A 26,565-nucleotide genomic window follows, 5' to 3' on the forward strand; every position below is an offset into this window, starting at 1 on the left:
CCAGCTCGTTGGCGAAGATGTAGTCAATGCCCAGTTTGGCCTGCAGCTGGCGAGCGAAGTACGTAAAACCGCCCGACAGGATCGCGGTTTTATAGCCCAGTCGTTTGAGCTCGGCGAACAGCGTTTCAGCGCCTTCCGTCAAACGCAGCGAAGCGCCGATCTCGTCCAGCACCTTCACATCCAGGCCTTTGAGCAGCGCCAGTCGCTCTTTGAAACTGGCGCGGAAGTCCAGTTCGCCGCGCATGGCGCGCTCGGTGATTTCCGATACGCGCTCACCGACGCCGTGGGCTTTGGCCAGCTCGTCGATGACCTCGGCTTCGATCAGCGTCGAATCCATGTCGAACACCGCCAGACGACGGTTGCGACGGAACAGAGAGTCCTGCTGGAACGCGATATCGACGTTCAGCTCCTGGCCAACATGGAGGAATTCGGCCTGCATCTGCTGAGGATCGACCGGCTCGCCGCGCACGGAAAACTCGATGCAACCCTTGCTCTTCTCGGTGGGCATGTCCAGCGGCATACGCCCGGAAAGACGGTCGATGCGGTCGATGTTCAAACCATACTTGGCAGTGATCGCGCTGACCGTCTGCAGTTGCTCGGCGGTGACCCTGCGGGTCAGCAGCGTCACGATATGCCGCGCCTTGCCCTGGCCGTCGACCCAGTGCTGATAATCAGCTTCTGACACGCGGGTAAAGCGCACTTGCTGACCCAGTTGGTCGACTGTCGCTTGCACGTTCTGGCGCACTGCCGCGCCTGCTTCGGTGTCGGGGATATCGACCAAAAGGCCGAATGACAGCGCGTCGTGAATCACCGCCTGACCGATGTCGAGAATGTTCACGCCGCCTTGGGCCAGCACACCGGTGATGGCCGCAGTGAGACCCGGACGGTCTTCACCGGTGATGTTTATCAGGACGATTTCGCGCAAGGCGCACCCCCGCAGTGGAAAAAAACCGCATTCTACGCACTTTCAGTGACCGCCGGGCACAGCCAGCGCTTTGCCGCCACAGGGTCGCTCGCTATACTGCGCCCCAACTTCACCACGAGAGCCGTGCTCAGTGAACCGGCCCACGCCAGTAAAAACCGATAATTTCTTCTTGCTGATCTTCCGGGCATTGCGTCATCGACGTGTACCGATTGCTTTGCGCATCGCCAGCCATAACGTGATCCTCGTCGCGCTGGCTCTGGTGATCTACGCCTGCGTCATGGGTTTGCAATTCAAGCAAGCCATGCACGAACAGGCCGACGCATTGGGGCAAGCCCTGACCACGCAGACCGCCACGTCCGCCACCGAATTGCTGGTGTCCAACGACATCCTCAGCCTCAATGTGCTGCTGGGCAATCTGGTGAAGAATCCGCTGGTGGCCCACGCGGCTATTTATAGCCCCGACAACCGCATTCTTGCCGAAGCCGGTCAGCGTCCGAAGAACGGCTTGCTGGGTGAGGCGGAAGGTCTTTACGAGATCAAAATCACCTTCCAGGATGTGGTCGCCGGCACGCTGCGTATCAGCCTGGACATGGCCCAGTTCCAACAGCCGCTGACCATCAGCTTGCAGAGCATGGCGATTTTGGCTGGCATCCTGCTGGCACTGGCACTGGCCTTGAGTCTGCGCCTTGGGCGGCATATTTCCACGCCGATGCTGCAACTGCGCATGTGGCTGCGCTACATCGATCCGTACACGCCCGCCACTGATCGTCAGGACGAGATCGGCGATCTGGCGCGTCAGTTGAAGACTTCCTACGCGCCGCCAGAACCGGAACCGGCGCCCATTCCCGAGCCTGCACAGGTCGAGGACGAGGAAGACACTTCGCCGGAGTTCGACAGCAGTGACCTGAGCGACCCTGACTTCGATGACGTGCCAAAGCCGCGCGCAACGGTGATCCCGGCACGACGCATCTCTGCCGAGGAAGATGAAGAAGACGAAGACGAAGAGGATCCGTTTGCGGACCTTCGCGACCACTCCCCTGCCGCACCAAAACCCGCACCGCGTCCGATCCTTCCGGTCGTTCCATCGCAGCCGCAGTACAGCGCCGTGCTGGCCGTGCAGCTGGGTTCGCAGGAGCAACTGCGCCGTCTGCCGCGTACACGCCTGACCGAGCTGCTCGAGCGCTACCGTGACTGTATTGATCAGGCCGCTTCGCTCTACGACAGTGAGCTGCACACCCTGAACGATGGCAGTTCACTGATGGTTTTCAGCACTCAGGACAGCGGCGACGACTATCTGACCAATGCGATCTGCTGTGGCGAGTTGCTGCGTGCATTGAGCCACGCGTTGCAGATCGAAGTCGCCGACAGTGGCATTACCCTGCAATTGCAGCTGGGCCTGACGCTGGGCGAAGGCTTGCACGGCATGAACCAGATCGATCTGCTGCTGACTGAAACCGCGCAGGACGCCCTGGCGCTGTCGCAGCACAGCCGCAATCTGCTGCTGGTGGAGCGCAAGATCAGCGAAGACCCGACCATCCGCCAGCGCGCGCGCATCCGCCCGATTGCAAGCCCGGAAGGTGCAAGCTGTGTGGAGCGTCTGATGGAGCCGTACCCATCGATGCTGGAACGCCAACTGGCGCGCATGCACGAGGCGCGCAAGGCCTAAGCGTCATCCACAAAAAAGCCCGCATTGCTGCGGGCTTTTTTGTGGGCGCCAATCTTAGAAGCGGAACACTTCAAGATCGGTGCGGATCGGTGATGCCATCGGGATCTTGGGCTTGTCCTGATCGGTGCGGGTTTTCGCCGGCGCTGTGGCCTTTTTAGGCACATCCGCCACCCAGGGTTGATTGGCGATTGGCTTGACGGCCACGCTCAGCTTGTCCGCCAGGCGCTGCAGCAAAATCCCTTGCGCCCTGACCTGTGCAGCTGAAGAGCCTGCGTGCGGTTCTTCCAGATGGATCAGCTTGCTGTCGCGAACGTTTCCGCGGCGGTCGAGCAAACGCCACTGTGCATCCAGTACCGCTGGCTGCTTCTCGCCCGAATCCAGACGAGTGATGGATAGCACCACCTGGGCATCCGGCGTGAAGCTGGCCGCTGCGGGGGCCATAACCACACGTTGACTGTCGAGTTTCCAGGCCAGTTGGCGCAGAAGCAGTTGATCGATGTCAGCAGACAGGCTGCCGGCCCAGCGACCATCGGTGGATGCCTTGAGGCTGCCATCGGGTTGGCGCTGCAATAATGTTTCACGTTGCAGATAGTCGGCAACTGTCACAGGGCCCAGCAAAACGGCGACCCCGCCGCTGTGTTTCGGTTGCCCAGGATCGCCGCTGTCCAGTTGATAGAGCGACGTGGGCTGATGAACGCTGCACCCGGCCAAACCCAGAACGCCGGTCAACAACAGAACACAGGGAACACGTAGAAAATTCATCATCCCGTCCAAGTGGACGCCGTGTAACGCGTCCACGCTGTTAAATACTTTGAAAACATGAAGGCATTCCGCCATGGCGGCGCCGGAGGACGTCATATCATCCGTGAATATGCGCGTTGACTCCAGCGATTCTGCGTCGCTCTCGTGACGAAACGAAGAGCGACCGCCAAACCAACCGCTTTAGCCTGCGGTTTCCACCAACAGTGCATCGACGCGCTGGAATCCACGGGGCAGTTTGTTGCCCCGTCGTCCGCGTTCGCCTTTGTAGTGCTCCAGGTCGTCGGGTTTGAGCGACAGGTTGCGTTTGCCGGCCTGCAGCACCAGCGTGGCACCGTCAGGAACAACGGCCAGGTCGGTCACGTACTCTTCTCGACTGGCAACGCGCTCGCCCGGAATGCCAATGATCTTGTTGCCTTTGCCCTTGCCCAGCTGCGGCAGATCGCTGATTTTGAACACCAGCAAACGGCCTTCGGTGGTCACGGCGGCGAGCCAGTTGTGTTCACGATCCGGCACCGGACGCGGCAGGATCACCTTGGCCCCGGCTGGCAGGCTCAACAGCGCCTTGCCTGCTTTGTTCTTGGCCTGCAGGTCTTCACCCTTGACCACGAAACCGTAGCCGGCATCGGACGCAACCACGTACAGCGCGTCATCCTCGGGCAATAGCACGCATTCGAATGTCGCACCGGGCGGCGGGGTCAGACGACCGGTCAGCGGTTCGCCTTGGCCACGGGCCGATGGCAAGGTGTGCGACGGCACCGAATAACTGCGACCGGTGGAGTCGATAAACACCGCAAACTGGTTGGAACGACCCGGCGCCAGGGCCTTGAAGCCATCTCCGGCTTTATAAGAGAGCCCGGTGGCATCGATTTCATGACCTTTGGCGGAGCGGACCCAGCCTTTTTCCGACAGCACGACCGTCACTTTCTCGTTCGGCAGCAGATCGTGTTCGGTCAGGGCTTTGGCTTCGGCGCGCTCGACGATAGGCGAACGACGGTCGTCGCCATAGGTTTCGGCATCCTTGATCAGCTCGGTGCGTACCAGTTTCTTCAGCTTGGCCTCGCTGCCCAACAGGGCTTGCAGCTTGGCTTGTTCCTTGAGCAATTCATCCTGCTCGGCACGCAGCTTCATTTCTTCCAGTCGCGCCAACTGACGCAAACGGGTGTCGAGAATGTAGTCCGCCTGGATTTCGCTCAGGGCGAAACGAGCGATCAGCGCGGCTTTCGGGTGCTCTTCGGTGCGGATGATGTGAATCACTTCATCCAGGTTGAGGTAAGCGATCAACAAACCGTCCAACAGGTGCAAGCGACGCTCAACCTTGTCGAGGCGGAATTGCAGGCGACGACGCACGGTCTGTACCCGGAACGCCAACCACTCGACCAGCAATGCGCGCAGGTTTTTCAGCTGCGGCTTGCCGTCCAGGCCAATGATGTTGATGTTGACCCTGTAGCTCGACTCCAGCTCAGTGCTGGCGAACAGGTGCTGCATCAGCGCATCGTGGTCGAAATGCTTGCGGGCCCCCGGAATGATCACGATCCGGCACGGGTTTTCGTGGTCGGATTCGTCACGCAGGTCAGCGATCTGCGGAGCTTTGGACGGCTTGGCCTGCATCATCGCCGCGATCTGCTCCAGCACCTTGGCACCGGACACCTGATGCGGCAGCGCGGTGACGATGATGTCGCCGTCTTCGATGTGGTACACGGCGCGCATACGCACCGAGCCCTTGCCGGTTTCGTACATTTTCAGCAGGTCGGCGCGCGGGGTGATGATTTCCGCTTCGGTCGGATAATCCGGACCCTGAATATGCTCGCAGAGCTGCTCGACCGTGGCTTTCGGCTCATCGAGCAGACGCACGCAGGCGGTGGCGACTTCGCGCAGGTTGTGCGGCGGCACGTCGGTCGCCATGCCGACGGCGATGCCGGTGGTGCCGTTGAGCAGAATGTTCGGCAGGCGTGCTGGCAATACCAGCGGCTCCTGCAGGGTGCCGTCGAAGTTCGGGCCCCAGTCGGCAGTGCCCTGGCCCAGTTCGCTGAGCAGCACTTCGGAATAACGCGACAGGCGCGCTTCGGTGTAACGCATCGCGGCGAAGGACTTCGGATCGTCCGGCGCACCCCAGTTGCCCTGGCCGTCGACCAGCGTGTAGCGATAGCTGAACGGCTGCGCCATCAGCACCATCGCTTCGTAGCACGCCGAGTCGCCGTGGGGGTGGAACTTGCCGAGCACGTCGCCGACGGTACGTGCCGACTTCTTGTGCTTGGAATCGGCGTCCAGCCCCAGCTCGCTCATGGCGTAGACGATACGCCGCTGTACCGGTTTCAGGCCGTCGCCGATATGCGGCAAGGCGCGGTCCATGATCACGTACATGGAGTAATTGAGGTAGGCATTTTCGGTGAAGTCGGCCAGCGAGCGGCGTTCTACACCGTCCAGGCTGAGATCAAGGGAGTCGCTCATGCGGGCCTCATCGGTTCGTTGTCTGGCGCAGCAGCATGGTGCCACCGCGCTGGGTAAATTCAAGTTTGTTCAGGGCGCTCATGCCAAGCAGCACCTGATCGCCATGCAACCCCGGCGCCACCAGTGCGCGAACATCCCGCAGCACGATGTCGCCCAGTTGCAGGCGGGCAATTTTCGTTCGGTAGCCCTGGCTCAGGCCATTGGCCGTGCTCAGGGTCACACCGAAGCCTTCTTCCAGCTTCAAACGCTTGGCCAGATCCGCCGGGATCGCTACGTCGGTCGCGCCCGTGTCGAGCATGAACTCCACCGGCTCGCCGTTGATCTGGCCGCTGGCGACGAAATGCCCCTGGGCATTGCTCGCCAGTTTCACCTCGATAAAACCCTCGCCCTGCTCCGACGTGACGACGATGTTCGGGTTCTGCTGGCGCTGCTCCCATTGAGCGAAAAACCGCGTGGCGAGAAACAGCGCCGCACACCAGGCGAGAATCATCAACACCCGACCGGCGCGCTTGCCCGGCGATTGCTGACTCAAGGACTGGCACTCCAGCCACCTTCAGGCGCTGCAAAACGCCAGACGATCGGGCGGACCTCACCGTCGACACGCGGCCCGAAATTATTGTCCACGCCCACCCACGCTCCTTCAGCATCAATGATCAGCGCTTCTTCCAGTCCGTAGTTCTGCGAGTAGCGGCGATTCTCCTGCAACAATTCGTCGACATATGACCAGCACTGCTCGACCCTGGCTGTCTGTGCATCGCGGCGGCAAATCCGGAAGGCGTTGCGTTCAAGGGTAAACAGTTTGCCGTTGAACAATGAAATATCGGAAAAGTCCCGATCGACCGCTTTCGCCTTGGGAAACTGCGCTGGCTGCATTTCCTTGCCGCCCTCACTGAGCAGTACGCAGCGACCGTCGCAATCCCACACGGTCTGCTGGCGCTTGATCAGCAGCAGACCGCGCTTTTGCCGTTCGGCGGCCAGCCACATCCGGTCGCCCGCCGGGTTGATCGCCAGGCCTTCGAAAATCGCATTGAAATGCAGCAGCATGCCGCTGGCCCGCGCCTCGCGAACCAGCAGCGGCGAGACCTTCAGCCAGTTCGCCGGGCCACTGACCGGCACCTGCAATACGGCGGCGTGGGCTTCGCTGACGATGTAGCGATTGCCAGCGCTGTCGCAACTGATACCTTCGAAATCCAGATCGCCACCGCGAATGAACGACGCCGCCCAGGTGCGCGAGCTCAAGCCCCACGGCAAGCCGCTTTCCGGCACTGGCGGCACGTCGAGGTGCACGGTTTGCGCCTGCCAGACCTGATCGCGGGTATCGAGCCGGTAGATCTGCTCGTCATCGCGATCGGACACTGTCCACAGTTCGTTGCCGCACAGCGCCAGACCCGACAGGTTGCCACCGCGCATGCCGTCGACCGGATGCTCGGAGAGCAGCCGCAACTGTTGCAGCGGCTCGGCCGACACGCTCAGCGCACTCAGCAGCAACGCACCCGCCAAGGCCCAGCCAAACTGCATCAGGCCAGCACCTCGGCGAGGTTGCCTTTGGATTCCAGCCAGGATTTGCGGTCGCCGGCGCGTTTCTTCGCCAGCAGCATGTCCATCATTTCCGAGGTTTCGGCAAAGTCTTCGCCCAGCGTCAACTGCACCAGACGCCGGGTGTTCGGGTCCATGGTGGTTTCACGCAGTTGCGGCGGGTTCATTTCGCCCAGACCCTTGAATCGGGTGACCTGCGGCTTGCCGCGTTTCTTCTCGGCGACCAGACGGTCGAGAATGCCATCGCGCTCAGCTTCGTCCAGGGCGTAGTAGATCTCTTTGCCGAGGTCGATGCGGTACAGCGGTGGCATGGCGACGTAGACGTGACCGGCGTCCACCAGCGGACGGAAATGCTGGACGAACAGCGCACACAACAAGGTTGCGATGTGCAGACCGTCGGAGTCGGCGTCGGCGAGGATGCAGATCTTGCCGTAACGCAGTTGGCTCATGTCCGCCGCCCCCGGATCGACACCGATGGCCACGGCAATGTTGTGCACTTCCTGGCTGGCGAGCACTTCGCTGCCGTCGACTTCCCAGGTATTGAGGATCTTGCCGCGCAACGGCAGGATCGCCTGGAATTCCTTGTCCCGCGCTTGCTTGGCCGAACCACCCGCGGAGTCACCCTCGACCAGGAACAACTCGGAACGCATCGGATCCTGCCCGGCGCAGTCAGCCAGTTTGCCAGGCAGCGCCGGGCCTTGGGTGACGCGTTTGCGCTCGACTTTCTTGCTCGCCTTGAGACGCCGGCCAGCGTTGTTGATCGCCAGTTCGGCCAGGGCCAGACCGGTTTCCGGGTTGGCGTTGAGCCACAGGCTGAACGCATCCTTGACCACCCCGGAAACGAACGCCGCCGCTTCACGCGATGACAGACGCTCTTTGGTCTGGCCGGAGAATTGCGGTTCCTGCATTTTCATCGACAGGACGAAAGCGATGCGCTCCCAGACGTCTTCCGGCGCCAGTTTCACACCGCGCGGCAGCAGGCTGCGGAATTCGCAGAACTCGCGCATGGCGTCGAGCAGGCCCTGCCGCAGACCGTTGACGTGGGTACCGCCCTGCGCGGTCGGGATCAGGTTGACGTAGCTTTCCTGCACCGCGTCGCCACCTTCCGGCAGCCACAGCAGTGCCCAGTCGACCGCTTCCTTGTTACCAGCGAAGGCGCCGCAGAACGGCTCGTTCGGCAGACGCTCGAATTCGCTGACCGCATCCACCAGGTAGGAGCGCAGGCCGTCTTCGTAATGCCACTCGACTTTCTCGCCGGTGCCTTTGTCTTCGAAGCTGACCAGCAGCCCCGGACACAGCACGGCCTTGGCTTTGAGCACATGCTTGAGGCGGCTGATGGAGAATTTCGCGGAATCGAAATATTTCGGGTCCGGCGCGAAGTACACGCTGGTGCCGGTATTGCGCTTGCCGACGGTGCCGACGATTTCCAGCTCGGAGGCCTTGAAGCCGTCCTTGAAGGTCATCTGATATTCGTTGCCGTCACGTTTGACACGCACGCGGACTTCGGTCGACAGCGCGTTGACCACGGAAATACCCACCCCGTGCAGACCGCCGGAGAACTGGTAGTTCTTGTTGGAAAACTTGCCACCCGCATGCAGCTTGGTGAGGATCAGCTCAACGCCGGACACACCTTCTTCCGGGTGAATGTCGACCGGCATGCCACGGCCGTCGTCGCTGACTTCCAGCGAATGGTCGGCGTGCAGGATGACCTGCACCGACCTGGCGTGACCGGCCAGGGCTTCGTCGACGCTGTTGTCGATGACTTCCTGGGCGAGGTGGTTCGGCCGACTGGTGTCGGTGTACATGCCGGGGCGTTTGCGCACCGGGTCGAGGCCCGAGAGGACTTCGATGGCGTCGGCGTTATAGGAGCTAGCGCTGGGAGTGGCCATAAGGTCTCGTCGTCAGTCATTCATGAAAGAGGGGCAAGACTTCACAGCGCGGTGAAATCGATTGCCTGATACATATCGGCAGCCATGCCGGCAAAACTCAGCAACGCCGGCAATTGCCCGGCAAAGCCCTGGAAACTGTGGTCGCCGCCGGCCTGGATGCGCAAGGCACAGGCACGGTAATACTGTTGGGCGAGGCGATAATCCAGCGTTTCATCGCCGGTTTGCAACCAGACCTGATAACGCTGCGGATCCTGCGGTGCCGGCACTTCCAGTTCGGCCAGCGCCGTAACGTGGTCGTGGGTCAATTCCCAGGTTTCATCGGTATAGAGGTTTTTCTGCGTGCCCAGATAACCATCGAACATCCGGTGCGGGCTGACCGCCGGGTTGACCAGCAGGGCTTTCAGGCCATGGCGCTCGGCCAGGTGAGTCGCATAGTAGCCGCCGAGCGAACTTCCCACCAGCAACGGCCGGCCCAGCTCGGCAATTGCCTGCTCCAGCTGACCGATGGCTTCGCGCGGATGGTGATGCAGGGCCGGGACACGCAATTGCTCGCTCAACCCCAGCCGCTCCATGACCGCGACCAGCTGACAGGCCTTCTTCGAGGCCGGCGCGCTGTTGAAACCGTGGATATAGAGGATCGAACCGGACATTTGAGCTCCCTGGCTGTCGGCGAAAGATAGCGGAGTTTACAGGGAGTCAGGGACGTCGTGGGTGTTTGTGCGGACGCCTTCGCGAGCAGGCTCGCTCCCACAGGGGAACGCATTCCAATGTGGGAGCGAGCCTGCTCGCGAAGAGGCCTTTATGGCATCAGTAACCTTCGGAACCGTAATCAACCTGAAAGTCGAATCCGGTAACGCGCTCAACCCCGGTTTCCAGACGCCCATCCGGCAACAACCGCAACCACCGATACCCTGGCGCCTGCTCACCGACCTTGAAATCCACACTCCCCGGCTCGAACTGAATGCAGGTCGACGGCGACGCCATCAAGCGCACGCCATTGCGCTCACGGTCGATTTCCTGATGCACATGGCCCCACAACACCGCGCGAACCTGTGGGAAACGGTCCAGCACTTCAAAGAAGGCTTCCGGATTGCGCAGACCGATCGGTTCCGCCCAGGCACAACCGACGGGTACCGGATGATGGTGGAAGCACACCAGATGATGACGCTCCGGCGCTTCGCTCAGAGAGCGGGCCAGCAATTGCAACTGATCGTCCAGCAAAAACCCCGGCACCGAACCCGGCACCGCGGAGTCGAGCAAAGTCACGCGCCAATTGCCGACGTCGACCACTGAATCGAGCAACGCACTCTTCACTGCTGCCACCGCCATCATCTGCGGCTCATCGTGATTGCCGGGTATCCAGCGTGCCGGCGCATCAATCTGTGCCGTCATCTCACGAAACTGTTGGTACGACTCCAGAGTGCCATCCTGGGAAAGGTCCCCCGTTGCCAGAAGCAAGTCGATCCGCGGTTGCTGCCTGAGCACCAGCTCAATGACCTTTTGCAGGCTCTCGCGAGTATTCATGCCCAACAGCGTACCGTCCGCTTCGGCGAACAGGTGGCTGTCGGACAATTGCACCAGCAGCGCCGGGTCGGCGGTGGTCAATGCGGATACGCTGGACAAGGCGCTCTCCCGGGTCAAAGGCACTCAATCGATAGTGCGGCAATTATGCTGGGGGATGACGCAAAGGGGAAAGCGCCGAAGCGGACGCAGTTCACAACTAACGAACGACTTCGTATTCGTGCCCCAACGCCAGGCAATGACTGAGCCACTCCCCCAGGAACACATTGAGCTGAGCCTTTTCATCCGGCTGGTGCATGGCGGCGTTCGGGTAAGGATAGATGCCGCGAAAGCGACGAGCATGTTCGGCGCTGATCACCTCGGCCATGCGCGCGTCGTGGTAGACCTGCACTTCCAGTTGCGGCACCGGCAGCCACGGCAGGCTGTGCTCCTGGCGCACCTGCAAGGTCGTGGTGTACGGGCAAGTCTGCAGCACTTCGAGGGCGAGCACACCGAGCATCTGTTCGCCCTGGGTGACGGCGATGCGCCGCGCCTCGGGCTCGCTGCGCATGTCGGGCAACAGTCGCATCAGGCGCGCGTAGTTGGCCTCGCAGGCAGCTTGCAGCCCCACGAGGTCAACCCGATAACGATCGCGCAGCTTGTTTACGACCATAGCCCCCTCACTTCGGCGCGGTTCAGCGCCAGCCATTGCAAGGCGATGATGCTCGCCGCGTTGGCAATACGTCCGTCACGAACGGCCTGCAAGGCATCTTCAAATGCCCAGACTGTCACGCGAATGTCTTCTGCCTCTTCTTCCAGGCCGTGCAAGCCGCCGACGCCGTCGGTGCTGCAGCGCCCCAGATACAAATGCACGAACTCGTTGCTGCCACCTGGCGAAGGGAAATATCTGGTCATCGGCCACAACGCCTTGATGTCCAGCCCAGCTTCCTCCTGCGCCTCGCGGTGAGCAACTTCTTCCGGCTGCTCATCCTTGTCGATCAGACCGGCGACCAGTTCGACCAGCCACGGGTTGTCGGCCTTGCCCATGGCACCGACGCGAAACTGCTCGATCAGCACCACTTGGTCGCGTTGCGGATCGTATGGCAGCACGCAAACGGCATCGTGGCGCACGAAGATTTCACGGTTGATCTCGCGGCTCATGCCACCGGCGAACAACTCATGGCGCAGGTGCACACGGTCGAGCTTGTAAAAGCCCTCGTAGCATTTTTCGCGCCGTACGATATCGACGGCGGTCGGAATGGCGTTGGCAAAATCAGTCATGAGCATCCTCTTTACTGCAAATCCGTTACGAGGTGCCTTCTTGTTGTGACTGGCAGCCCCGACTTCGCGCCATCCTAACGCGCCCGCACCGTTTGATGCAGCCCCTTTACCGTCAGCGGGATGGACGGTGACGGTGAAACCCACTCTAATTAGCTTAGTGGCGAACTGACCGCTTCGTTGAGAGTCGAAGCGGTAACTTTTCGCCTTCCCCTGCTTTCGAAAGGACGCCCATGTCGCTTTTCAAAATTGCCTCTGTGGCCGCTATCGCCCTGACTTTGGGCGCCTGTGCCAGCCTGTTCCAGCCCAACTATCGCACGCCGCTGGAAACCACCCGCGACGCTTCGGAACAGCTGAAACCTGGCTGTTCCAACCCGGATTGCCCGCTGGTGAACATCGATACCCTGCGCTTCCCGGATGAACCGGCTCTGGACGGCATCATCGAAAAACGTCTGCTGCAAATGACCCGTACCGAGAAGAACGCACCCGTCGCGCCAACTCTGGCCACCTACCGCGAGCAGTTCCTCGCCAGCGCCGGCCCGCGCAACAGCAGCTACCTGCAAGCGAAAGTACGCGAGCAGCATGACGGACTGGTGATCATCGAGCTGTCGAGCTACCTGGACACCGGCGGCGCCCATGGCAACCCCGGTCGCGGTTTCATCAACTATTCGCGCCAGCAGCACAAGGTGCTGAACCTGTCCGACATGTTGCTGCCAGGCCAGGAAGAGGCGTTCTGGAAAGCCGCGCAAGTGGCACACAACAGTTGGCTGATCAGCACCAAGCTCGATCAGGAGCCGGAATTCGTCGCGAACTGGCCGTTCGTGAAAACCCCGCATGTGGCGCTGACCTATGGCGGCGTGATCCTCAAGTACGACGTGACCACCCTTGCGCCTTACGCGCTGGGCCACGTCGAACTGAAAATTCCTTACCCGCGCCTGAACGGCATTCTCAAGCCTGAGCTGTTTCCCGGCCGTAACTGAAGGCCCGGCCCAGGATCAATTGCAGTAGCCCTGCCAGGACCAGCGCCGGCAGGGTTGCGCCGACATCCGGATACAGATTGGCCAGCAAGTGATAAGTGCTGACCCCACCCAGCCACGCCAGCAACGCCGGCCAGCGCAATGCGGCGGATGCGAGCTGCGCGCTGCGCTTGCGCAGAATGAAGTGATCGACCAGCACCACGCCGAACAGCGGCGCAAACACCGAGCCGATCAGCAGCAGGAAATTCTGGTACTGCGCCAACGGCGCCAGCAGGGCGATCAGCGTGCAGATCACGCCGATGGCCAAGGCCAGATGCTCGACTTTCAGGCGCAGCAGAATCCCGCTCGACACCGCCGCCGAATGAATATCGGCGAAAGCGTTCTCCGACTCATCCAACAGAATCAACAGCAACGGAATTCCTAGGCCGGCACCGGCCAGAGCCAGCAGCAGCGCGTTGACTTCCCCGCTCGGCGCGAACGCCAGGGTGTAGGCGACGCCGAGGCTCATCAGCCAGAAATTGCCAATGAAGAAACCCACCGCCGTACCACCGAACACGTTCCTCGCCCGCTTGCCGAAGCGCGAATAGTCGGCAATCAGCGGCAGCCACGACAGCGGCATGGCGATGGCAATGTCGAAGCCCACAGCGAACGGCATCGAACCGTCACCGGCACGCGCCCACAACGCAGCGAGATCGGCTTTGGCGAACAGGTTCCAGGTCAGCCACAGGCACGCCGCCAACAGCAGCCAGATGCCCCACTTGCGCAAAATCTGCCGCACGAAAGTCAACGGCCCACTCACCGCCAGCAAAGTGGCCAGCGCACCGAAGAACAGCGTCCACAGGATCGGACTCGCCAACAGCGAGCCCTCGCTGAACGCATGAGAGCCGAGCAGGCTGGCGGCATCACGCATGACGATGATTTCGAACGAGCCCCAGCCGATCAGCTGCAGCAGATTGAGCAGCGCCGGCAGGCTCGCACCTTGACTGCCGAGGCTGAGTTTCAGCGCCGCCATCGACGACAGACCGGTGTCGCTGCCGATCACGCCCACGGCGGCGAGCAGCAGTACGCCGACCAATGTGCCGAGGAAGATCGCCAGCAGCGAACCGGACAAACCCAGACCAGGCGCGAGCAATGCGCCGGTCTGCAAAACCATCAGGCCGATGCCGAGAGAGAACCACAGGGAAAACAGATCGCGACCGCCAAATACACGATTGTCGGCGGGCACAGCGAGGTCGGGGGAATAGGTGCCGGGTTGAATGCTCAAAGGTGTGATCTCAAAGAGGAGCAGGAAAAAGCTGCAAGCGGCAAGCGGCAAGCCGCAAGTTAAAAGCGGTACGCGGACTGCTTCTAATCTTGCAGCTTGCAGCTTGTGACTAGACTTTCTTGTACAGCTGACTGCCTTCCTGCCTGAAGCGCTCGGCCTGTTCCGCCAGGCCTTTGGCGACGTCCACGTCGACCGCGTCGATGCGCTGGTTGGCCGCGTACTCACGGACTTCCTGGGTGATCTTCATCGAACAGAATTTCGGCCCGCACATCGAGCAGAAATGCGCGACCTTGGCCGAGTCCTTCGGCAGGGTTTCGTCGTGATACGAGCGGGCGGTGTCCGGATCCAGACCGAGGTTGAACTGGTCTTCCCAGCGGAATTCGAAGCGCGCCTTGCTCAAGGCATTGTCGCGAATCTGCGCACCCGGATGCCCTTTGGCCAGGTCCGCTGCGTGGGCGGCGATCTTGTAAGTGATGATGCCGGTTTTCACGTCATCCTTGTTCGGCAGGCCCAAGTGCTCCTTCGGCGTTACGTAGCAGAGCATCGCGCACCCGAACCAGCCGATCATCGCCGCACCGATGCCGGAGGTGATGTGGTCGTAGCCCGGGGCAATGTCGGTGGTCAGAGGGCCGAGGGTATAGAACGGCGCCTCGTCGCAGCATTCGAGCTGCTTGTCCATGTTCTCTTTGATCAACTGCATCGGCACATGGCCCGGGCCTTCGATCATGCATTGCACGTCGTGCTTCCAGGCAATTTTGGTCAGTTCGCCGAGGGTTTCCAGTTCGCCGAATTGTGCTTCGTCGTTGGCGTCGGCAATCGAGCCCGGACGCAGGCCATCGCCCAGCGAGAAGCTGACGTCGTAGGCCTTCATGATTTCGCAGATTTCGTCGAAGTGGGTGTAGATGAAGTTCTCTTTGTGGTGCGCCAGGCACCACTTGGCCATGATCGAACCGCCACGGGAGACGATGCCGGTGACGCGTTTGGCGGTCAGCGGCACGTAACGCAGGAGCACGCCGGCGTGAATGGTGAAGTAGTCGACGCCCTGCTCGGCCTGCTCGATCAGTGTGTCGCGGAACAGCTCCCAGGTCAGGTCTTCGGCAACACCGTTGACCTTCTCCAGCGCCTGATAGATCGGCACGGTACCGATCGGTACCGGCGAGTTGCGGATGATCCACTCGCGGGTTTCGTGAATGTGTTTGCCGGTGGACAGGTCCATCACCGTGTCCGAGCCCCAGCGAATGCCCCAGGTCAGCTTCGCCACTTCTTCTTCGATCGAAGAACCCAGTGCGCTGTTGCCGATGTTGCCGTTGATCTTCACCAGGAAGTTACGGCCGATGATCATCGGTTCCAGCTCGACGTGGTTGATGTTGGCCGGAATGATTGCGCGGCCGCGGGCGATTTCTTCGCGGACGAATTCAGGCGTGATTTCTTTCGGTATGCTCGCGCCGAAGCTGTGGCCGGCGTGTTGTTGCTTGAGCAGGCCGGCCGCGCGGGCCTCTTGCAGCTTCATGTTTTCGCGGATGGCGACGTATTCCATCTCGGCGGTGATGATGCCTTTGCGCGCATAGTGCATCTGGCTGACGTTGGCCCCGACCTTGGCGCGGCGCGGGTTGTTGACGTGGGCGAAACGCAGTTTGGTCAGTTCGGGGTCGGCCAGGCGCTGCTGACCAAAGCTGGAGCTCAGGCCCGCCAGGCGCTCGGTGTCGCCGCGGTCGTCGATCCACGCCGAGCGTACGTCGGCCAGGCCTTTGCGCACATCGATCACTACATTCGGATCGGTATAGGGGCCGGAAGTATCGTAGACGGTGACCGGCGCGTTGATCTCGCCACCGAAGTCGGTGGGGGTCACGTCGAGGCTGATTTCGCGCATCGGCACGCGGATGTCCGGGCGCGAGCCCTGAACGTAGACTTTTTGCGAACGGGTGAACGGCTTGACCGATTGCTCGTCGACCTTGGCCGAGTCACTCAGGTTGATCGCGTTTTTTTCTTTTGTCGTCATCACGGGCTCTCCAGACAGCATCCAGCAGTGGATTGTCGGAGCAGAACCTGAAAATGGCACGGACGCACCGGGACCGGTGCTGTGCTTCGTCTTTGGCGTTCGATTGTCGAACAATATCCCGGACGAAGCACAAGAGGACTCGCCGGGTGACGAGAAATCTTGTTCCCTACGCAGGCGCTAACCTGATCAGGTTCAACGGGATCCGAAATTATTCGATCTCAGCCTCATAGCAAGGCACCCCGACAAGAACCCTGCCAGTCTAGACACAACCACCGAGGAACGCCAACACCGCAGCGAACGCCATGATGAATGGCGTAAATACACAGACTTGCCCGATTGTTGCCGAAGCAATGCGCAACTACACTCGCTTTGCCCCGCTCAGCCTTGACGCTGTGCGGACTGCGCCTTACCTTTGGCGCCCGGATTACTTTCATAATATTCATCCTAGGGATCGCCTCATGCTGCGCAAACTTTCACTGGCTGTTGCCGTGTCTTGTGCGTCCAACGCAATGGCCTGGGCAGCGGAAGCGCCGTTGTCGACCCGCACCGATCTGGTCAGCGTCTATCAGGAAGCGGTCGACAACAACGCCGATCTGGCGGCGGCCCGCGCGCAGTACGGTGCGCAGAAAGAAGTGGTGCCCCAGGCCCGCGCCGGTCTGCTGCCGAACCTCTCCGGTGGCGCCGAAGTCGCCGACGTGCGCACCTCGATCGACCAGCCTTCGGCCATCGCCAACCGCAGCGCGCATTCTTATCAGGCGACGCTCGCGCAGCCCCTGTTCCGCGCCGATCGCTGGTTCCAGTACCAGGCCGCCAAGGACGTCAACGAACAGGCCGCGCTGCAGCTTTCGGCCACCGAACAGAACCTGATCCTGCAGACCGCCGAAAGCTATTTCAACGTGCTGCGCAGTCAGGACAACCTCGCCTCGACCAAGGCTGAGGAAGCCGCGTTCAAGCGTCAGCTTGATCAGTCCAACGAGCGCTTCGATGTCGGCCTCTCGGACAAGACCGACGTCCTGCAATCGCAGGCCAGCTACGACACCGCGCGGGCCAACCGCATCGTCGCGCAGCGTCAGGTCGATGATGCCTTCCAAGCGTTGATCACTCTGACCAACCGTCAGTACAACTCGATTCAGGGCATCGTCCATACGCTGCCGATTCTGCCGCCAGCGCCCAACGATGCGAAATCCTGGGTCGACACGGCGGCGCGGCAGAACCTCAATCTGCTCGCCAGCAACTATGCGGTGAGCTCCGCCGAACAGACGCTCAAGCAGCGCAAGGCCGGCCACTTGCCGACCCTCGACGCCGTGGCCAAATACGAGAAAGGCGACAACGACGCTCTCGGCTTTGCCAACCCGAACTCGTTTGGCGCGCCCTACGGCGGCAACGTCGAGCAGAGCACCCTAGGCCTGCAACTGAACATTCCGATCTACAGCGGCGGGCTGACCAGTTCGCAAGTGCGTCAGTCCTATGCGCAGCTGGATCAGAGTGAACAGCAGCGCGAATCCCTGCGCCGCCAGGTGGTGGAAAACACCCGCAATCTGCACCGCGCGGTGAACACCGACGTCGAGCAGGTGCAGGCGCGTCGCCAGTCGATCATCTCCAACCAGAGCGCGGTGGAAGCCACGGAAATCGGCTATCAGGTCGGCACGCGCAACATCGTCGACGTGCTCGACGCCCAGCGCCAGCTCTACACTTCGGTGCGCAACTACAACAACACCCGCTACGACTACATCCTCGACAACCTGCGCCTGAAGCAAGCGGCAGGGACGTTGAACCCGGGCGACCTGGAAGACCTGCGGCGCTATCTCAAAGCCGACTACAACCCGGACAAGGACTTCCTGCCGCCGGATCTGGCGTCGGCGGCCGAGGCGCAGCTCAAGGCGCGACCTTGAGGAAACGTATTCCAATGTAGGAGCTGCCGAAGGCTGCGATCTTTTTGCTTATTTGATCAATCTGCCCAAACCATCCAGCAAGCGCTGCAACGCGCCCTGATTGCGGCGCATCACCGCCAGCCCGGCGTCTGCCATGCGCTGCGCATCACGGGGCAGTTCGAACAAGCGCTGCACTTCAACCGCCAGCCCCTCGGCATCATCCACCTCGGCCAATGCCCCGGCTTCGCGCAACTGCGCGGCGATATCGAGGAAGTTGAACAGGTGCGGGCCGCTGAGCACCGGTTTTGCCAGCGCGGCGGGTTCGAGCAGGTTATGCCCGCCATTCGGGACGAGACTGCCGCCGACAAAGGCACTGTCCGCCAAGGCATAAAGAAACAGCAACTCGCCCATGGTGTCGCCGAGCAGCACGCTCGTCTGCGCATCGACATTGGCCCCGGTGGAACGACGCAGCGTGGCGAAGCCTTCACGCCGGCACAGGTCGAACACCGAATTGAAGCGCTCCGGATGGCGCGGTACCAGAATCAGCAGCGCATCGGGGTGACTGGTCAGCAAGCGGCGATGGGCGTCGAGCACCACTTCGTCTTCGCCTTCGTGGGTGCTGGCGGCGATCCACACTGGGCGTTCCTGTGCTTGCCATTGACTACGCAACTCGGCGGCCCGTTGCAGCAATTGCGGGTCGATGCTCAGGTCGAATTTGATCGAGCCGGTGACCTCGACTGTTTCCGGGCGCGCACCGAGATCACGGAAGCGCTGCGCCTCGGCTTCGGTCTGCACGGCGAGCAGGCTCATTTCGGCGAGCATCGGCGCGGTGAGTTTGCTGAAGCGACCATAGCCTTTGGCGGAACGCTCCGACAACCGCCCATTGGCCAAAGCCACCGGAATCCCGCGCGCGGCGCATTGATGAATGTGGTTGGGCCACAACTCGGTTTCCATGATCACTGCGAGCCTGGGCTGCACGCGATCAAGAAACCGCGCCGCCGCAAAAGGCAAGTCATACGGCAGATAGCAGTGCTGGACGCGCGGTTCGTTGGCGAACAATGCCTGGATCCGCTCCGAGCCGGTCGGGGTCATGCAGGTCACGGTGATCGGCAGCGTCGGATAGCGCTGCAGCAAGGCGCGGATCATCGGTGCGGCGGCAATGCTTTCGCCCACCGACACCGCGTGCACCCAGATGCCGCCGGGTTGCAAGGTCGGCATGCCGTAAGTAAAGCGCTCGCCAATGCGCTTGGCATACGCCGGCGCCTTGCGTGCGCGCAGCCACAGCCGAATCGCCACCAATGGCAGCCCCAGGTAAAACAGCGCGGTGTAGAGAGTTCTATTCATGGCGGCGGAGTTTATCGGCTTTTTCGTCGATCGCGCACAAGTGCACGGCAAAACGTTCGGCCAGCCAACGCGCAGCCGGGCCGAGCGGTTCGTCGCGCCGCCAGACCAGTTCCACCACCAGCGCCGGCGGAGTCCATTCGCTGTCCAGTTCGACCATCAAGCCTTGATACGCCGAATATTGCACCACATGCCTTGGCAACCAGGCCCAGCCGAGGTCGCGCACCAGCCATTCGGACATCACGTAGAAACTGTCGGCACGCCACACCTGTGGGCTGGCCGGCTCGTTGCCGGGATAAACGCTGGTCTGCGTCGACATCAGCAGTTGCCGGTGTTGCGCCAGTTGCTGGCAGGTCACGTAAGCCTGCTGCGCCAGCGGATGATTGACGCCACACACCGTGACCATTTCGACACGACCCAGCACGCGGCGCTCAAGGGCTTCGGGGATTTCATCGTGATAGAACAACAGTCCGAGGTCAGCGCGCCGCTCGACCAGTTTGCGGGCGACTTCGCCTTGGGCGGCGCTGGTCAGTTGCACTTCCAGGCTGGGAAAATGCTCGGCCAGTTCGCCGAAACTTTCCACCAGCGCCTGATACGGCATCGCTTCGTCCTGAGCCACGCGCAACTGCGCTTCCTGGCCACGCAGCATGGCCATGGCGCGACCGTTGAGCCGCTCGCACTGGCGCAACACTTCCCGCGCTTCTTCCAGCAGCGCCTCGCCCGCCTCGGTGAGACTCGGCTGGCGCCCGCTGCTGCGTTCGAACAGGTTCACGCCCAGATCCTCTTCGAGCAGGGCAACGGCGTTGCTGATCGCCGACTGCGCCTTGCGCTGCCGCCGCGCCACGGCGGAGAACGAACGCTGTTCGGCGACGTCGACAAATACGCGTAACTGGTCGAGATTCCACTGCATACGGTTTTCCAACCCATCTTTAATACAGATAGGTAATAACTTTACCGCATCTGACGAATCTCTAGAATGCCGCCTCAGCAAGCAACGATTATTTGAGGACTGAAATCATGAACGCCTACGTCTATCTGGCCATTGCCATCTGCGCTGAAGTGATCGCCACCGTCTCGATGAAAGCCGTCAAGGGCTTCAGCACGCCGCTGCCTTTGATTCTGGTCATCGTCGGCTATGCGATTGCGTTCTGGATGCTGACGCTGGTGGTGCGCACCGTACCGGTAGGCGTGGCCTATGCCGTCTGGGCGGGGATGGGCATTGTCATGGTCAGCGTCGCGGCGCTGTTCATCTACGGACAGAAACTCGACGTACCGGCGATGCTGGGGATGGCGTTGATCGTGCTGGGCGTCGTCGTGATCCAGCTGTTTTCGAAAACCGCGGGGCATTGAAGAAAAAGATCGCAGCCTTCGGCAGCTCCTACGGGTAACGCATTCCAAAGTAGGAGCTGCCGAAGGCTGCGATCTTTTTTCACATCTGAGCCCGATCTCCGAGTCTGTATACTGCGCCCTCGTCTTGAACACTGAGGTCGCTGCATGCCATCCGTTATTTCCACCGACGTTCTGATTGTCGGCGCTGGTGTCGCCGGCCTCTGGCTGAATGCGCGCCTGCGCCGCCAGGGCTTTTCGACCGTGCTGGTGGAGAGCGCCAGCCTCGGTGGCGGGCAGAGCGTGAAATCCCAGGGCATCATCCACGGCGGCGCCAAGTATGCGTTGCACGGCGCACTGACCGGTGCCTCGGAAGCGATCGCCGACATGCCACGGCGCTGGCGCGAAGCGCTGGCTGGCAGTGGCGAGCTGGATCTGTCCGGCGTGCGCCTGCTATCGCAAGCGCATTACCTGTGGTCGCCGGGCACACTGGCCGGCAACCTCACCAGTTTCTTTGCCAGCAAGGCTGTGCGTGGCCGGGTCGATCAGGTCAAGGGCGATGAGCTGCCCCTGGCCCTGCAAGACAAGCGTTTCAAGGGCAAGGTCTACCGTCTCGCCGAACTGGTGGTGGATGTACCGAGCCTGATTCAGCGCCTGGCCGAGCTGGCCGGTGACGGCCTGCTCGCCGGTCAGGTCATCGAGCCGTTGCTGGAAGCGGGCGTACTGGTTGGCCTGAAAGTCGATGGCCGCGAAATCCGCGCCCAGCGTATCGTCCTCAGTGCCGGCGCCGGTACTGCCGAACTGCTCGAAACCTTGGGTCTGAGCCGGCCGGCCATGCAACGCCGGCCGCTGCACATGATCCTCGCCAAAGGCCCCGGTTTGAAACCGCTATACGCTCACTGCCTGGGCGGTGGCACCAAACCGCGTATCACCGTGACCACCCATCCGGCGGCTGACGGCCAGTGGGTCTGGTACATGGGCGGCGACATCGCCGAAAGTGAAGGCGTGGCCCGCGAGCCAGCGGAACAGATCGCCACGGCGCAAAAGGAAATCGCTCAGTTGCTGCCGTGGATCGACCTCAGCACCACGCAATGGGCGACCCTGCGCGTCGACCGCGCCGAGCCGTTGCAGACCGGTTTGACCCGCCCTGACAACGCCTTCCTCGCCGAAGAAGGTCGCCTGCTTGTCGGCTGGCCAACCAAACTGGCGCTGGCGCCGGACTTCGCTGACCGCGTCATCGCTTCGCTGCAACGCGACCGCATCCAGCCGCAAGCGACCGAGCCATTGCCGTCACTACCGAAACCGCCGCTCGGCGTGCCTGCCTGGGAGCAACTGCTGCCATGACCATCGCCACCCTGCACGAACTGCATCGCCCGCTGGGCAGCACTGGCCTGACGGTGTCGCCGCTGGGGCTGGGTACGGTCAAACTCGGCCGCGACCAGGGGGTGAAATACCCCAACGGTTTCCAGATTCCCGGCGACGATGAAGCGCGCATGCTGCTGCGCCAGGCGCGGGATCTGGGTATCAACCTGATCGACACCGCGCCCGCTTACGGCCGCAGCGAAGAACGCCTCGGTCCGCTGCTGCGCGGTCAGCGTCAGGACTGGGTGATCGTCAGCAAGGTCGGCGAAGAGTTTGCCGACGGCGTGTCGCGCCATGACTTCAGCGCCACGCACACGCGGATGTCGGTCGAGCGCAGCCTGCAACGTCTGGAAACGGATTTCATCGATCTGGTGCTGGTGCATTCCGACGGCAACGACCTGGCCATCCTCGAGCGCGAAGAGGTGTACGCCACACTCGCGGCCCTCAAGGCCGAAGGCAAGATTCGCGGCTTCGGTTTTTCCGGTAAAACCATCGAAGGCGGTTTGAAGGCGCTGGAGCAAGGCGACTGCGCGATGGTCACCTACAATCTGAACGAACAAAACGAAAAGGCGGTCATTGACTATGCTGCTGCCCACGGCAAGGCCATTCTGGTGAAAAAGGCTTTGGCCAGCGGGCATGTCTGTCTGAGCCCGGGAGTCGATCCGGTGCGCGCCAGCTTCGAGTTACTGTTCGCTCAGCCGGGCGTCGCCAGTGCGATTGTCGGCACCATCAATCCGCTGCACCTTGCCCATAACGCCGCGACCGTTGCCCAGGTCCTGCGTGGTCACTGACGCCGCCCCGCGGCCTTAAGCAGGAGCCGATATGCCGCGCACGCTCATCCGCAAGAACCCGAGCAACTTCAAGACGCTGCCGCTGTTCGTTGAAGCCACGCCCGAAGGCCTGAGCTACCAGAGCGTCGGCATGCCGCTGAATTTCGCCCAGACCCTGCAACGGCGCAAACCGGTCAGCGTCGCGGACAGCGAGCGCTTTGCGCTTGAACTGGCCAACCTTGGCGTCTCAGTGCGCCTGACCCTGCACTGGCAGAACCGCGATTACTGGGTGCTGGTGCGTCAACGTCGCCAGGATCGCGGCGACGTGGTGCTGAAGCTGATCTCCGGCTACGTGCCGGCCCACGAATTGAACATTCCGCTGCACACGGCGATTCAGGAAATCGCCGAAGAGTGCTTGCTGGAAACCCCGGAAGGCTGGCTCGGCGGGCGCTTCAACGACACCTGGCTGCCGGCGCCCTACTCCGCTGCGCTGCATTACCGTGAAGCGTTGCCGTTTCGCCTGACACCGTTGTCCGGTTCGGCACGTCCGGTGCGCTGCGCCAATCTGCAGTTGCTGGAACGACCGAGAGCCTACGTGCATCTGCCGACGGCGTCACTGCAATTGATCTACGACTTGCGCCTGGAAGTGCCCAGGGAAGCCAAGTCGCTGAGTCTGTTTCATGTCGATGAACGCCTTGAGGGCGATCAATTGGTCGCGCGGCTCGACCGCAAGCAGCCAGACCTGTATCTGATGCCACTCAGGGACGGTGCGCCAACCGCCGAGCTGTTCACCCTCAAACGCGACAAGCTGATACCGGCCAGCACCCGCGGCATTCATCTGGCCGAGAGCTTCGCGACGCAACAAGGCTGGGTCGTACACGACGAGCGCATTCGCTGGAAGGACTGGCTGGTGCAACAGGGCCTGCAACCGGCCAAGGCGCCCCGCACCGGCCTCAAGCAGTTGAGCATCAAGGCACTGCGTCTGGTCGGGCTGGGCAGGAAACGCGCAAGCCGCTAGCGGCGGCGATCCCACCAGGTGCGCAACGTCGCGAAGAAGTGAAAGTAGCGGTTTTCGCGCTTGCCCATGCCACGCTTGGGTGAGAACGACTCTTCGGCAAATGCACCGGTAATTCGCACGCGTGACGCCTGGATCGGCAATGTGCAGACCTTGGCGCCCGCCTCCAGTAGCGCGTATTTGAGCAAGCGCTCGGAGTGCAGCTTGCGGCCGCTCGCCTTGCAGAAATCGAAGATGCGTTCGATGCGTTTGCCGTAGGCGACATACATATCGCGCCCGCAAACGGCGAAACGGTCATTCAGACCGCCCCACCACTGCCAGTCCGGGATATAGACGTTGTGCCGCCGCGCCTCGGAGTGGTTGAACACGTAAGCGGGCAGCGCGGTGTGGAAGAAATTGTCCGGTCGCACGAACACCACGAAGTCCGGATCGAAGGACTCAATCTCGGTGGTGACGGTGTGCAACGAGTTGAGCTGATAAATCAGGTTGCGCAGCGAGGCGTAGTCATCGGCCCAGGTATCGCCCAGTGCCTTGACCTGCTCGAAATTCCAGCGCTCCAGCACGCCTTCGGTGGAGGTGAGCGCGCCGGTCATGGACTCGAAGGGCTGATAGTTGTCAGCCGCCAGCTCGCCTTTCTCGCCGGAGCGCGAATTCTGCACTTCATCGACTTTATACAAATGATAAAAGCACTGGACGTCGCTGCCCGCAGGCAACTGTGCCAATACGTTCTGTTCGATGGACGGGAAGCAAATCTGGGAATTCCTCGGAATCCCGAAAAATGCCACGGCAATTTTCAACACTCAGATGCACCTATGAAGAAGAGATTCGGCCCGGCAGGCACGTGACTGCGGCGTCGCTTATTTGCGCTTGAACAGTTTCTGCCACCAGCGCCGGGGTTGCAGCGGCACGACAATCACATCGGACTGTTGCAACCAGGCCCGCTCGTAGTCCCAGGCATGGCCGCCCCACAGCTTCCCCGCCTCGTTGGAGAAGCCCAGGGTCATCAACTGATAGGTGTAACCGACGTGCCCGCGCAGCCAGTCGAACAGCACCAGCGTGTTGAAGCCCGTGGACGGACCGACGTAGCTTTTACCGCCCGGGCGGTCGACCGGGTAGTTCCACAGCGGCGGCAACGGGATGCGATCCCAGTACATTGCCACCCGTGGCAGCGGACACATCGGCGCCGCGCATCCCACCAGCATGGTGAAGCAGCGCTCGCCCGCGCGGTCAAACAATCGCTGTACGTCGGCACTGCCGGGCAAGCCGAAGAAATAGGCATCGGGGGCGTTGTAGCCGTGCACGAAGAGATTGACGCTTTGCTCGTTGAGCAGCGACGCCTTGATGCAGTGATTGAAACTGACGACGACATCATGGGCGCCGATGTTCAGCGCCTCGAAGTCGGCTGCGGTAATGGCGGGATTATTGGCGATCAGCACCACTCGCGCGGCGCGGCTCAGGCATTCACGCAGTGCATCGGGCAAGGCTTGCAAAACCGACTGGTCGCCACCGGGCAGCGCATCCAGCGCCATGTATTCGTCCGTCATTCAGGCCGGCACCTTCATGCCGTAACGCAGTTTGACCCAGAACCGGGTGAAAGCCGAAGGCGGCTGCCATGGACGCATGTCACGCTGGATGGCTTCGGCGAGTGCCTGGCCGACCCGCGCAAACGAATAGCGGCTTTCGGCAAACGCCTGGCCGTTGCTGGCGATGCGCTGCGCCAGCTCGGGATCGTCCTGCAGCAGCTTGATTTTCGCCACCGCCTCGTCTTCGCTGCGGTAGAACACGGTGTTGTGCATGTCTTCGAAACCGAGCAAGCGATCTTCTTCGCCCTGACTCCAGGCCAGCAGCACACAGCCGCACGCCATGGCCTCGAAGTTCTTGATCATGAATTCGTTCATGCCGATATCGGCGCTGACGAAGATCCTGATGCGATTGAGGGTTTCGAGGTATTCGGCACCCGATTTGGTACGGGTCACGAGCATACCTGTGCGTCGCGAAAGCGATTCGAGCATGGCCTTGCGCTCGGCGTACTCGGTGCTTTTCAGGCTGCCCAGGAAGCCGATCGGGATGTCGCGCTCCACACCAGTGTTGTGCAGCATCTGCTCGTCGTAGCCTTTGGATACGAACACGGTATCAATGCCTTCGGCCAGCATCTTGCGCGCAACCACCGCGCCGGAGACCAAGGCCCGGCAGCTCGGCAAACGACTATACAGACGCGAGTAAACGCCACGGTACTTACTGGCCGGCATGTAGTTCTGATAGGCGTCGTGCTCGAGAAAGACCAGCCCGGGAATGCACTTGAGCACACGGAGCTGCGGAGCCAGGCGTTTGACTCGCGAGAAAATCACCACGCGGTCAAAGGTCTGGTACTCGACCGAGGCCAGAAACGCCCCCAGGTTCATCTGCTGCTGTTTGCTCAGACGATAGATCAGACATTCATCGCAGTTCTGCTGAACGATGTCGTAGAGCCGGTCGAGAATGACCCGCTGCTCGTCCATCACCAGAAGCATGACTTTCATAAATTAAATGACCACGTAACGTAGGCAGGCAAGCGCAGCGGATTCAAACTTGCCAGGCTCAACGGAAACGGTGGAATCCCCAAGGCAAAATCCGTTCACACGCGGTACACAACGATA

General features: G+C 61.5%; 23 protein-coding genes, 2 pseudogenes and 1 riboswitch. Of the genes and pseudogenes, 8 read left to right on the forward strand and 17 right to left on the reverse strand.

Going from position 1 to position 26,565, the window contains the following annotated elements; translation table 11 throughout:
* A partial coding sequence (serB, locus tag VNV36_RS02085; RefSeq protein ID WP_325715765.1) for a phosphoserine phosphatase SerB occupies positions 1–925 on the reverse strand: 925 nt, incomplete at its 3' end.
* Positions 926–1,055: 130 nt separating this feature from the next.
* On the opposite strand from serB, the pseudogene VNV36_RS25690 reads away from it, so the two are divergent.
* Together VNV36_RS25690 and VNV36_RS25695 are read left to right on the forward strand one after the other, a co-directional pair.
* A pseudogene (locus VNV36_RS25690) lies at positions 1,056–1,808 on the forward strand (AhpA/YtjB family protein); the annotation flags it as partial.
* A 72-nt stretch (positions 1,809–1,880) separates the two neighbouring features.
* Positions 1,881–2,591, forward strand: a pseudogene (locus VNV36_RS25695) (histidine kinase); the annotation flags it as partial.
* Between the two features lie 54 nt (positions 2,592–2,645).
* Here VNV36_RS25695 and VNV36_RS02095 read toward each other — a convergent pair.
* From VNV36_RS02095 to VNV36_RS02135, 9 genes are all read right to left on the reverse strand, one after another.
* Positions 2,646–3,353, reverse strand: coding sequence for a PqiC family protein (locus tag VNV36_RS02095; RefSeq protein ID WP_163022205.1), 708 nt, complete (start codon positions 3,351–3,353; stop codon positions 2,646–2,648).
* A gap of 180 nt (positions 3,354–3,533) precedes the next feature.
* Positions 3,534–5,801, reverse strand: a complete 2,268-nt coding sequence (gene parC / locus VNV36_RS02100) for a DNA topoisomerase IV subunit A (protein WP_325715769.1) — start codon at positions 5,799–5,801, stop codon at positions 3,534–3,536.
* A gap of 7 nt (positions 5,802–5,808) precedes the next feature.
* Positions 5,809–6,333, reverse strand: coding sequence for a retropepsin-like aspartic protease family protein (locus VNV36_RS02105; RefSeq protein ID WP_325715771.1), 525 nt, complete (start codon positions 6,331–6,333; stop codon positions 5,809–5,811).
* A complete protein-coding gene (locus VNV36_RS02110) occupies positions 6,330–7,319 on the reverse strand; it encodes an esterase-like activity of phytase family protein (RefSeq protein ID WP_325715773.1) in 990 nt (329 codons plus the stop codon). The genes VNV36_RS02105 and VNV36_RS02110 overlap by 4 nt, the downstream gene beginning before the upstream one ends.
* Positions 7,319–9,226 (reverse strand): DNA topoisomerase IV subunit B, encoded by a 1,908-nt coding sequence (gene parE, locus VNV36_RS02115; protein ID WP_325715775.1) that lies wholly within the window; start codon positions 9,224–9,226, stop codon positions 7,319–7,321. Before parE ends, VNV36_RS02110 begins: the two co-directional genes overlap by 1 nt.
* A gap of 41 nt (positions 9,227–9,267) precedes the next feature.
* Complete coding sequence (locus VNV36_RS02120; RefSeq protein WP_325715777.1) at positions 9,268–9,876, reverse strand: YqiA/YcfP family alpha/beta fold hydrolase; 609 nt, start codon at positions 9,874–9,876, stop codon at positions 9,268–9,270.
* A gap of 157 nt (positions 9,877–10,033) precedes the next feature.
* Positions 10,034–10,849, reverse strand: coding sequence for a 3',5'-cyclic-AMP phosphodiesterase (gene cpdA / locus VNV36_RS02125; protein ID WP_325715779.1), 816 nt, complete (start codon positions 10,847–10,849; stop codon positions 10,034–10,036).
* A 97-nt stretch (positions 10,850–10,946) separates the two neighbouring features.
* Positions 10,947–11,399 carry a DUF1249 domain-containing protein gene (locus VNV36_RS02130; RefSeq protein ID WP_325715781.1) on the reverse strand — a complete coding sequence of 151 codons (453 nt, stop codon included), beginning with the start codon at positions 11,397–11,399 and terminating at the stop codon, positions 10,947–10,949.
* Positions 11,390–12,007, reverse strand: a complete 618-nt coding sequence (locus VNV36_RS02135; protein ID WP_325715783.1) for an NUDIX domain-containing protein — start codon at positions 12,005–12,007, stop codon at positions 11,390–11,392. The genes VNV36_RS02130 and VNV36_RS02135 overlap by 10 nt, the downstream gene beginning before the upstream one ends.
* Positions 12,008–12,237: 230 nt before the next feature.
* Between VNV36_RS02135 and VNV36_RS02140 the strand changes: the two genes are divergently transcribed.
* On the forward strand, positions 12,238–12,984 hold the full coding sequence (locus VNV36_RS02140; RefSeq protein WP_325715785.1) for an RsiV family protein: 747 nt from the start codon (positions 12,238–12,240) through the stop codon (positions 12,982–12,984).
* Here VNV36_RS02140 and cytX read toward each other — a convergent pair.
* Both cytX and thiC read right to left on the reverse strand, forming a co-directional pair.
* Entirely contained in the window at positions 12,953–14,245 is a 1,293-nt protein-coding gene (gene cytX, locus VNV36_RS02145) for a putative hydroxymethylpyrimidine transporter CytX (RefSeq protein WP_325715787.1), read from the reverse strand. The two genes, VNV36_RS02140 and cytX, sit on opposite strands and share 32 nt — an antisense overlap.
* Positions 14,246–14,354: 109 nt before the next feature.
* Positions 14,355–16,244 carry a phosphomethylpyrimidine synthase ThiC gene (gene thiC / locus VNV36_RS02150; RefSeq protein WP_325715789.1) on the reverse strand — a complete coding sequence of 630 codons (1,890 nt, stop codon included), beginning with the start codon at positions 16,242–16,244 and terminating at the stop codon, positions 14,355–14,357.
* Positions 16,245–16,390: 146 nt separating this feature from the next.
* Positions 16,391–16,496, reverse strand: a riboswitch (TPP riboswitch).
* 206 nt (positions 16,497–16,702) lie between these two features.
* Between thiC and VNV36_RS02155 the strand changes: the two genes are divergently transcribed.
* Complete coding sequence (locus tag VNV36_RS02155; protein WP_325715791.1) at positions 16,703–18,136, forward strand: TolC family outer membrane protein; 1,434 nt, start codon at positions 16,703–16,705, stop codon at positions 18,134–18,136.
* A 48-nt stretch (positions 18,137–18,184) separates the two neighbouring features.
* Here the strand turns inward: VNV36_RS02155 and waaA are convergent, their stop codons facing one another.
* The gene (gene waaA, locus VNV36_RS02160; protein WP_325715793.1) at positions 18,185–19,459 is read right to left on the reverse strand and encodes a lipid IV(A) 3-deoxy-D-manno-octulosonic acid transferase; all 1,275 of its coding nucleotides are present in this window, start codon (positions 19,457–19,459) and stop codon (positions 18,185–18,187) included.
* The gene (locus tag VNV36_RS02165) at positions 19,452–20,366 is read right to left on the reverse strand and encodes a LysR family transcriptional regulator (protein WP_325715795.1); all 915 of its coding nucleotides are present in this window, start codon (positions 20,364–20,366) and stop codon (positions 19,452–19,454) included. The genes waaA and VNV36_RS02165 overlap by 8 nt, the downstream gene beginning before the upstream one ends.
* Before the next feature lie 107 nt (positions 20,367–20,473).
* Between VNV36_RS02165 and VNV36_RS02170 the strand changes: the two genes are divergently transcribed.
* The 4 genes from VNV36_RS02170 to VNV36_RS02185 all read left to right on the forward strand — a co-directional run bounded on the left by VNV36_RS02170 (position 20,474) and on the right by VNV36_RS02185 (position 23,932).
* On the forward strand, positions 20,474–20,806 hold the full coding sequence (locus VNV36_RS02170; RefSeq protein WP_253498446.1) for a DMT family transporter: 333 nt from the start codon (positions 20,474–20,476) through the stop codon (positions 20,804–20,806).
* Between the two features lie 144 nt (positions 20,807–20,950).
* Complete coding sequence (locus tag VNV36_RS02175; protein ID WP_325715798.1) at positions 20,951–22,126, forward strand: NAD(P)/FAD-dependent oxidoreductase; 1,176 nt, start codon at positions 20,951–20,953, stop codon at positions 22,124–22,126.
* Complete coding sequence (locus tag VNV36_RS02180; protein ID WP_325715799.1) at positions 22,123–22,935, forward strand: aldo/keto reductase; 813 nt, start codon at positions 22,123–22,125, stop codon at positions 22,933–22,935. Before VNV36_RS02175 ends, VNV36_RS02180 begins: the two co-directional genes overlap by 4 nt.
* A gap of 31 nt (positions 22,936–22,966) precedes the next feature.
* Positions 22,967–23,932: a metal ABC transporter ATPase gene (locus VNV36_RS02185; RefSeq protein ID WP_325715801.1), complete on the forward strand. Its 966-nt coding sequence runs from the start codon at positions 22,967–22,969 to the stop codon at positions 23,930–23,932.
* On the opposite strand, the gene VNV36_RS02190 is transcribed toward VNV36_RS02185, so the two are convergent.
* The 3 genes from VNV36_RS02190 to VNV36_RS02200 are packed head-to-tail and all read right to left on the reverse strand — an operon-like array spanning position 23,929 to position 26,448.
* Positions 23,929–24,729, reverse strand: coding sequence for a hypothetical protein (locus VNV36_RS02190; protein WP_325715803.1), 801 nt, complete (start codon positions 24,727–24,729; stop codon positions 23,929–23,931). The two genes, VNV36_RS02185 and VNV36_RS02190, sit on opposite strands and share 4 nt — an antisense overlap.
* A 57-nt stretch (positions 24,730–24,786) precedes the next feature.
* Entirely contained in the window at positions 24,787–25,473 is a 687-nt protein-coding gene (locus VNV36_RS02195) for a hypothetical protein (RefSeq protein ID WP_325715805.1), read from the reverse strand.
* Positions 25,474–26,448 (reverse strand): glycosyltransferase family protein, encoded by a 975-nt coding sequence (locus VNV36_RS02200; protein WP_325715807.1) that lies wholly within the window; start codon positions 26,446–26,448, stop codon positions 25,474–25,476. It abuts the gene before it with no gap.
* Between the last annotated feature and the right edge of the window lie 117 nt (positions 26,449–26,565).

Source organism: Pseudomonas sp., from assembly GCF_035554175.1.
GTDB lineage: Bacteria > Pseudomonadota > Gammaproteobacteria > Pseudomonadales > Pseudomonadaceae > Aquipseudomonas.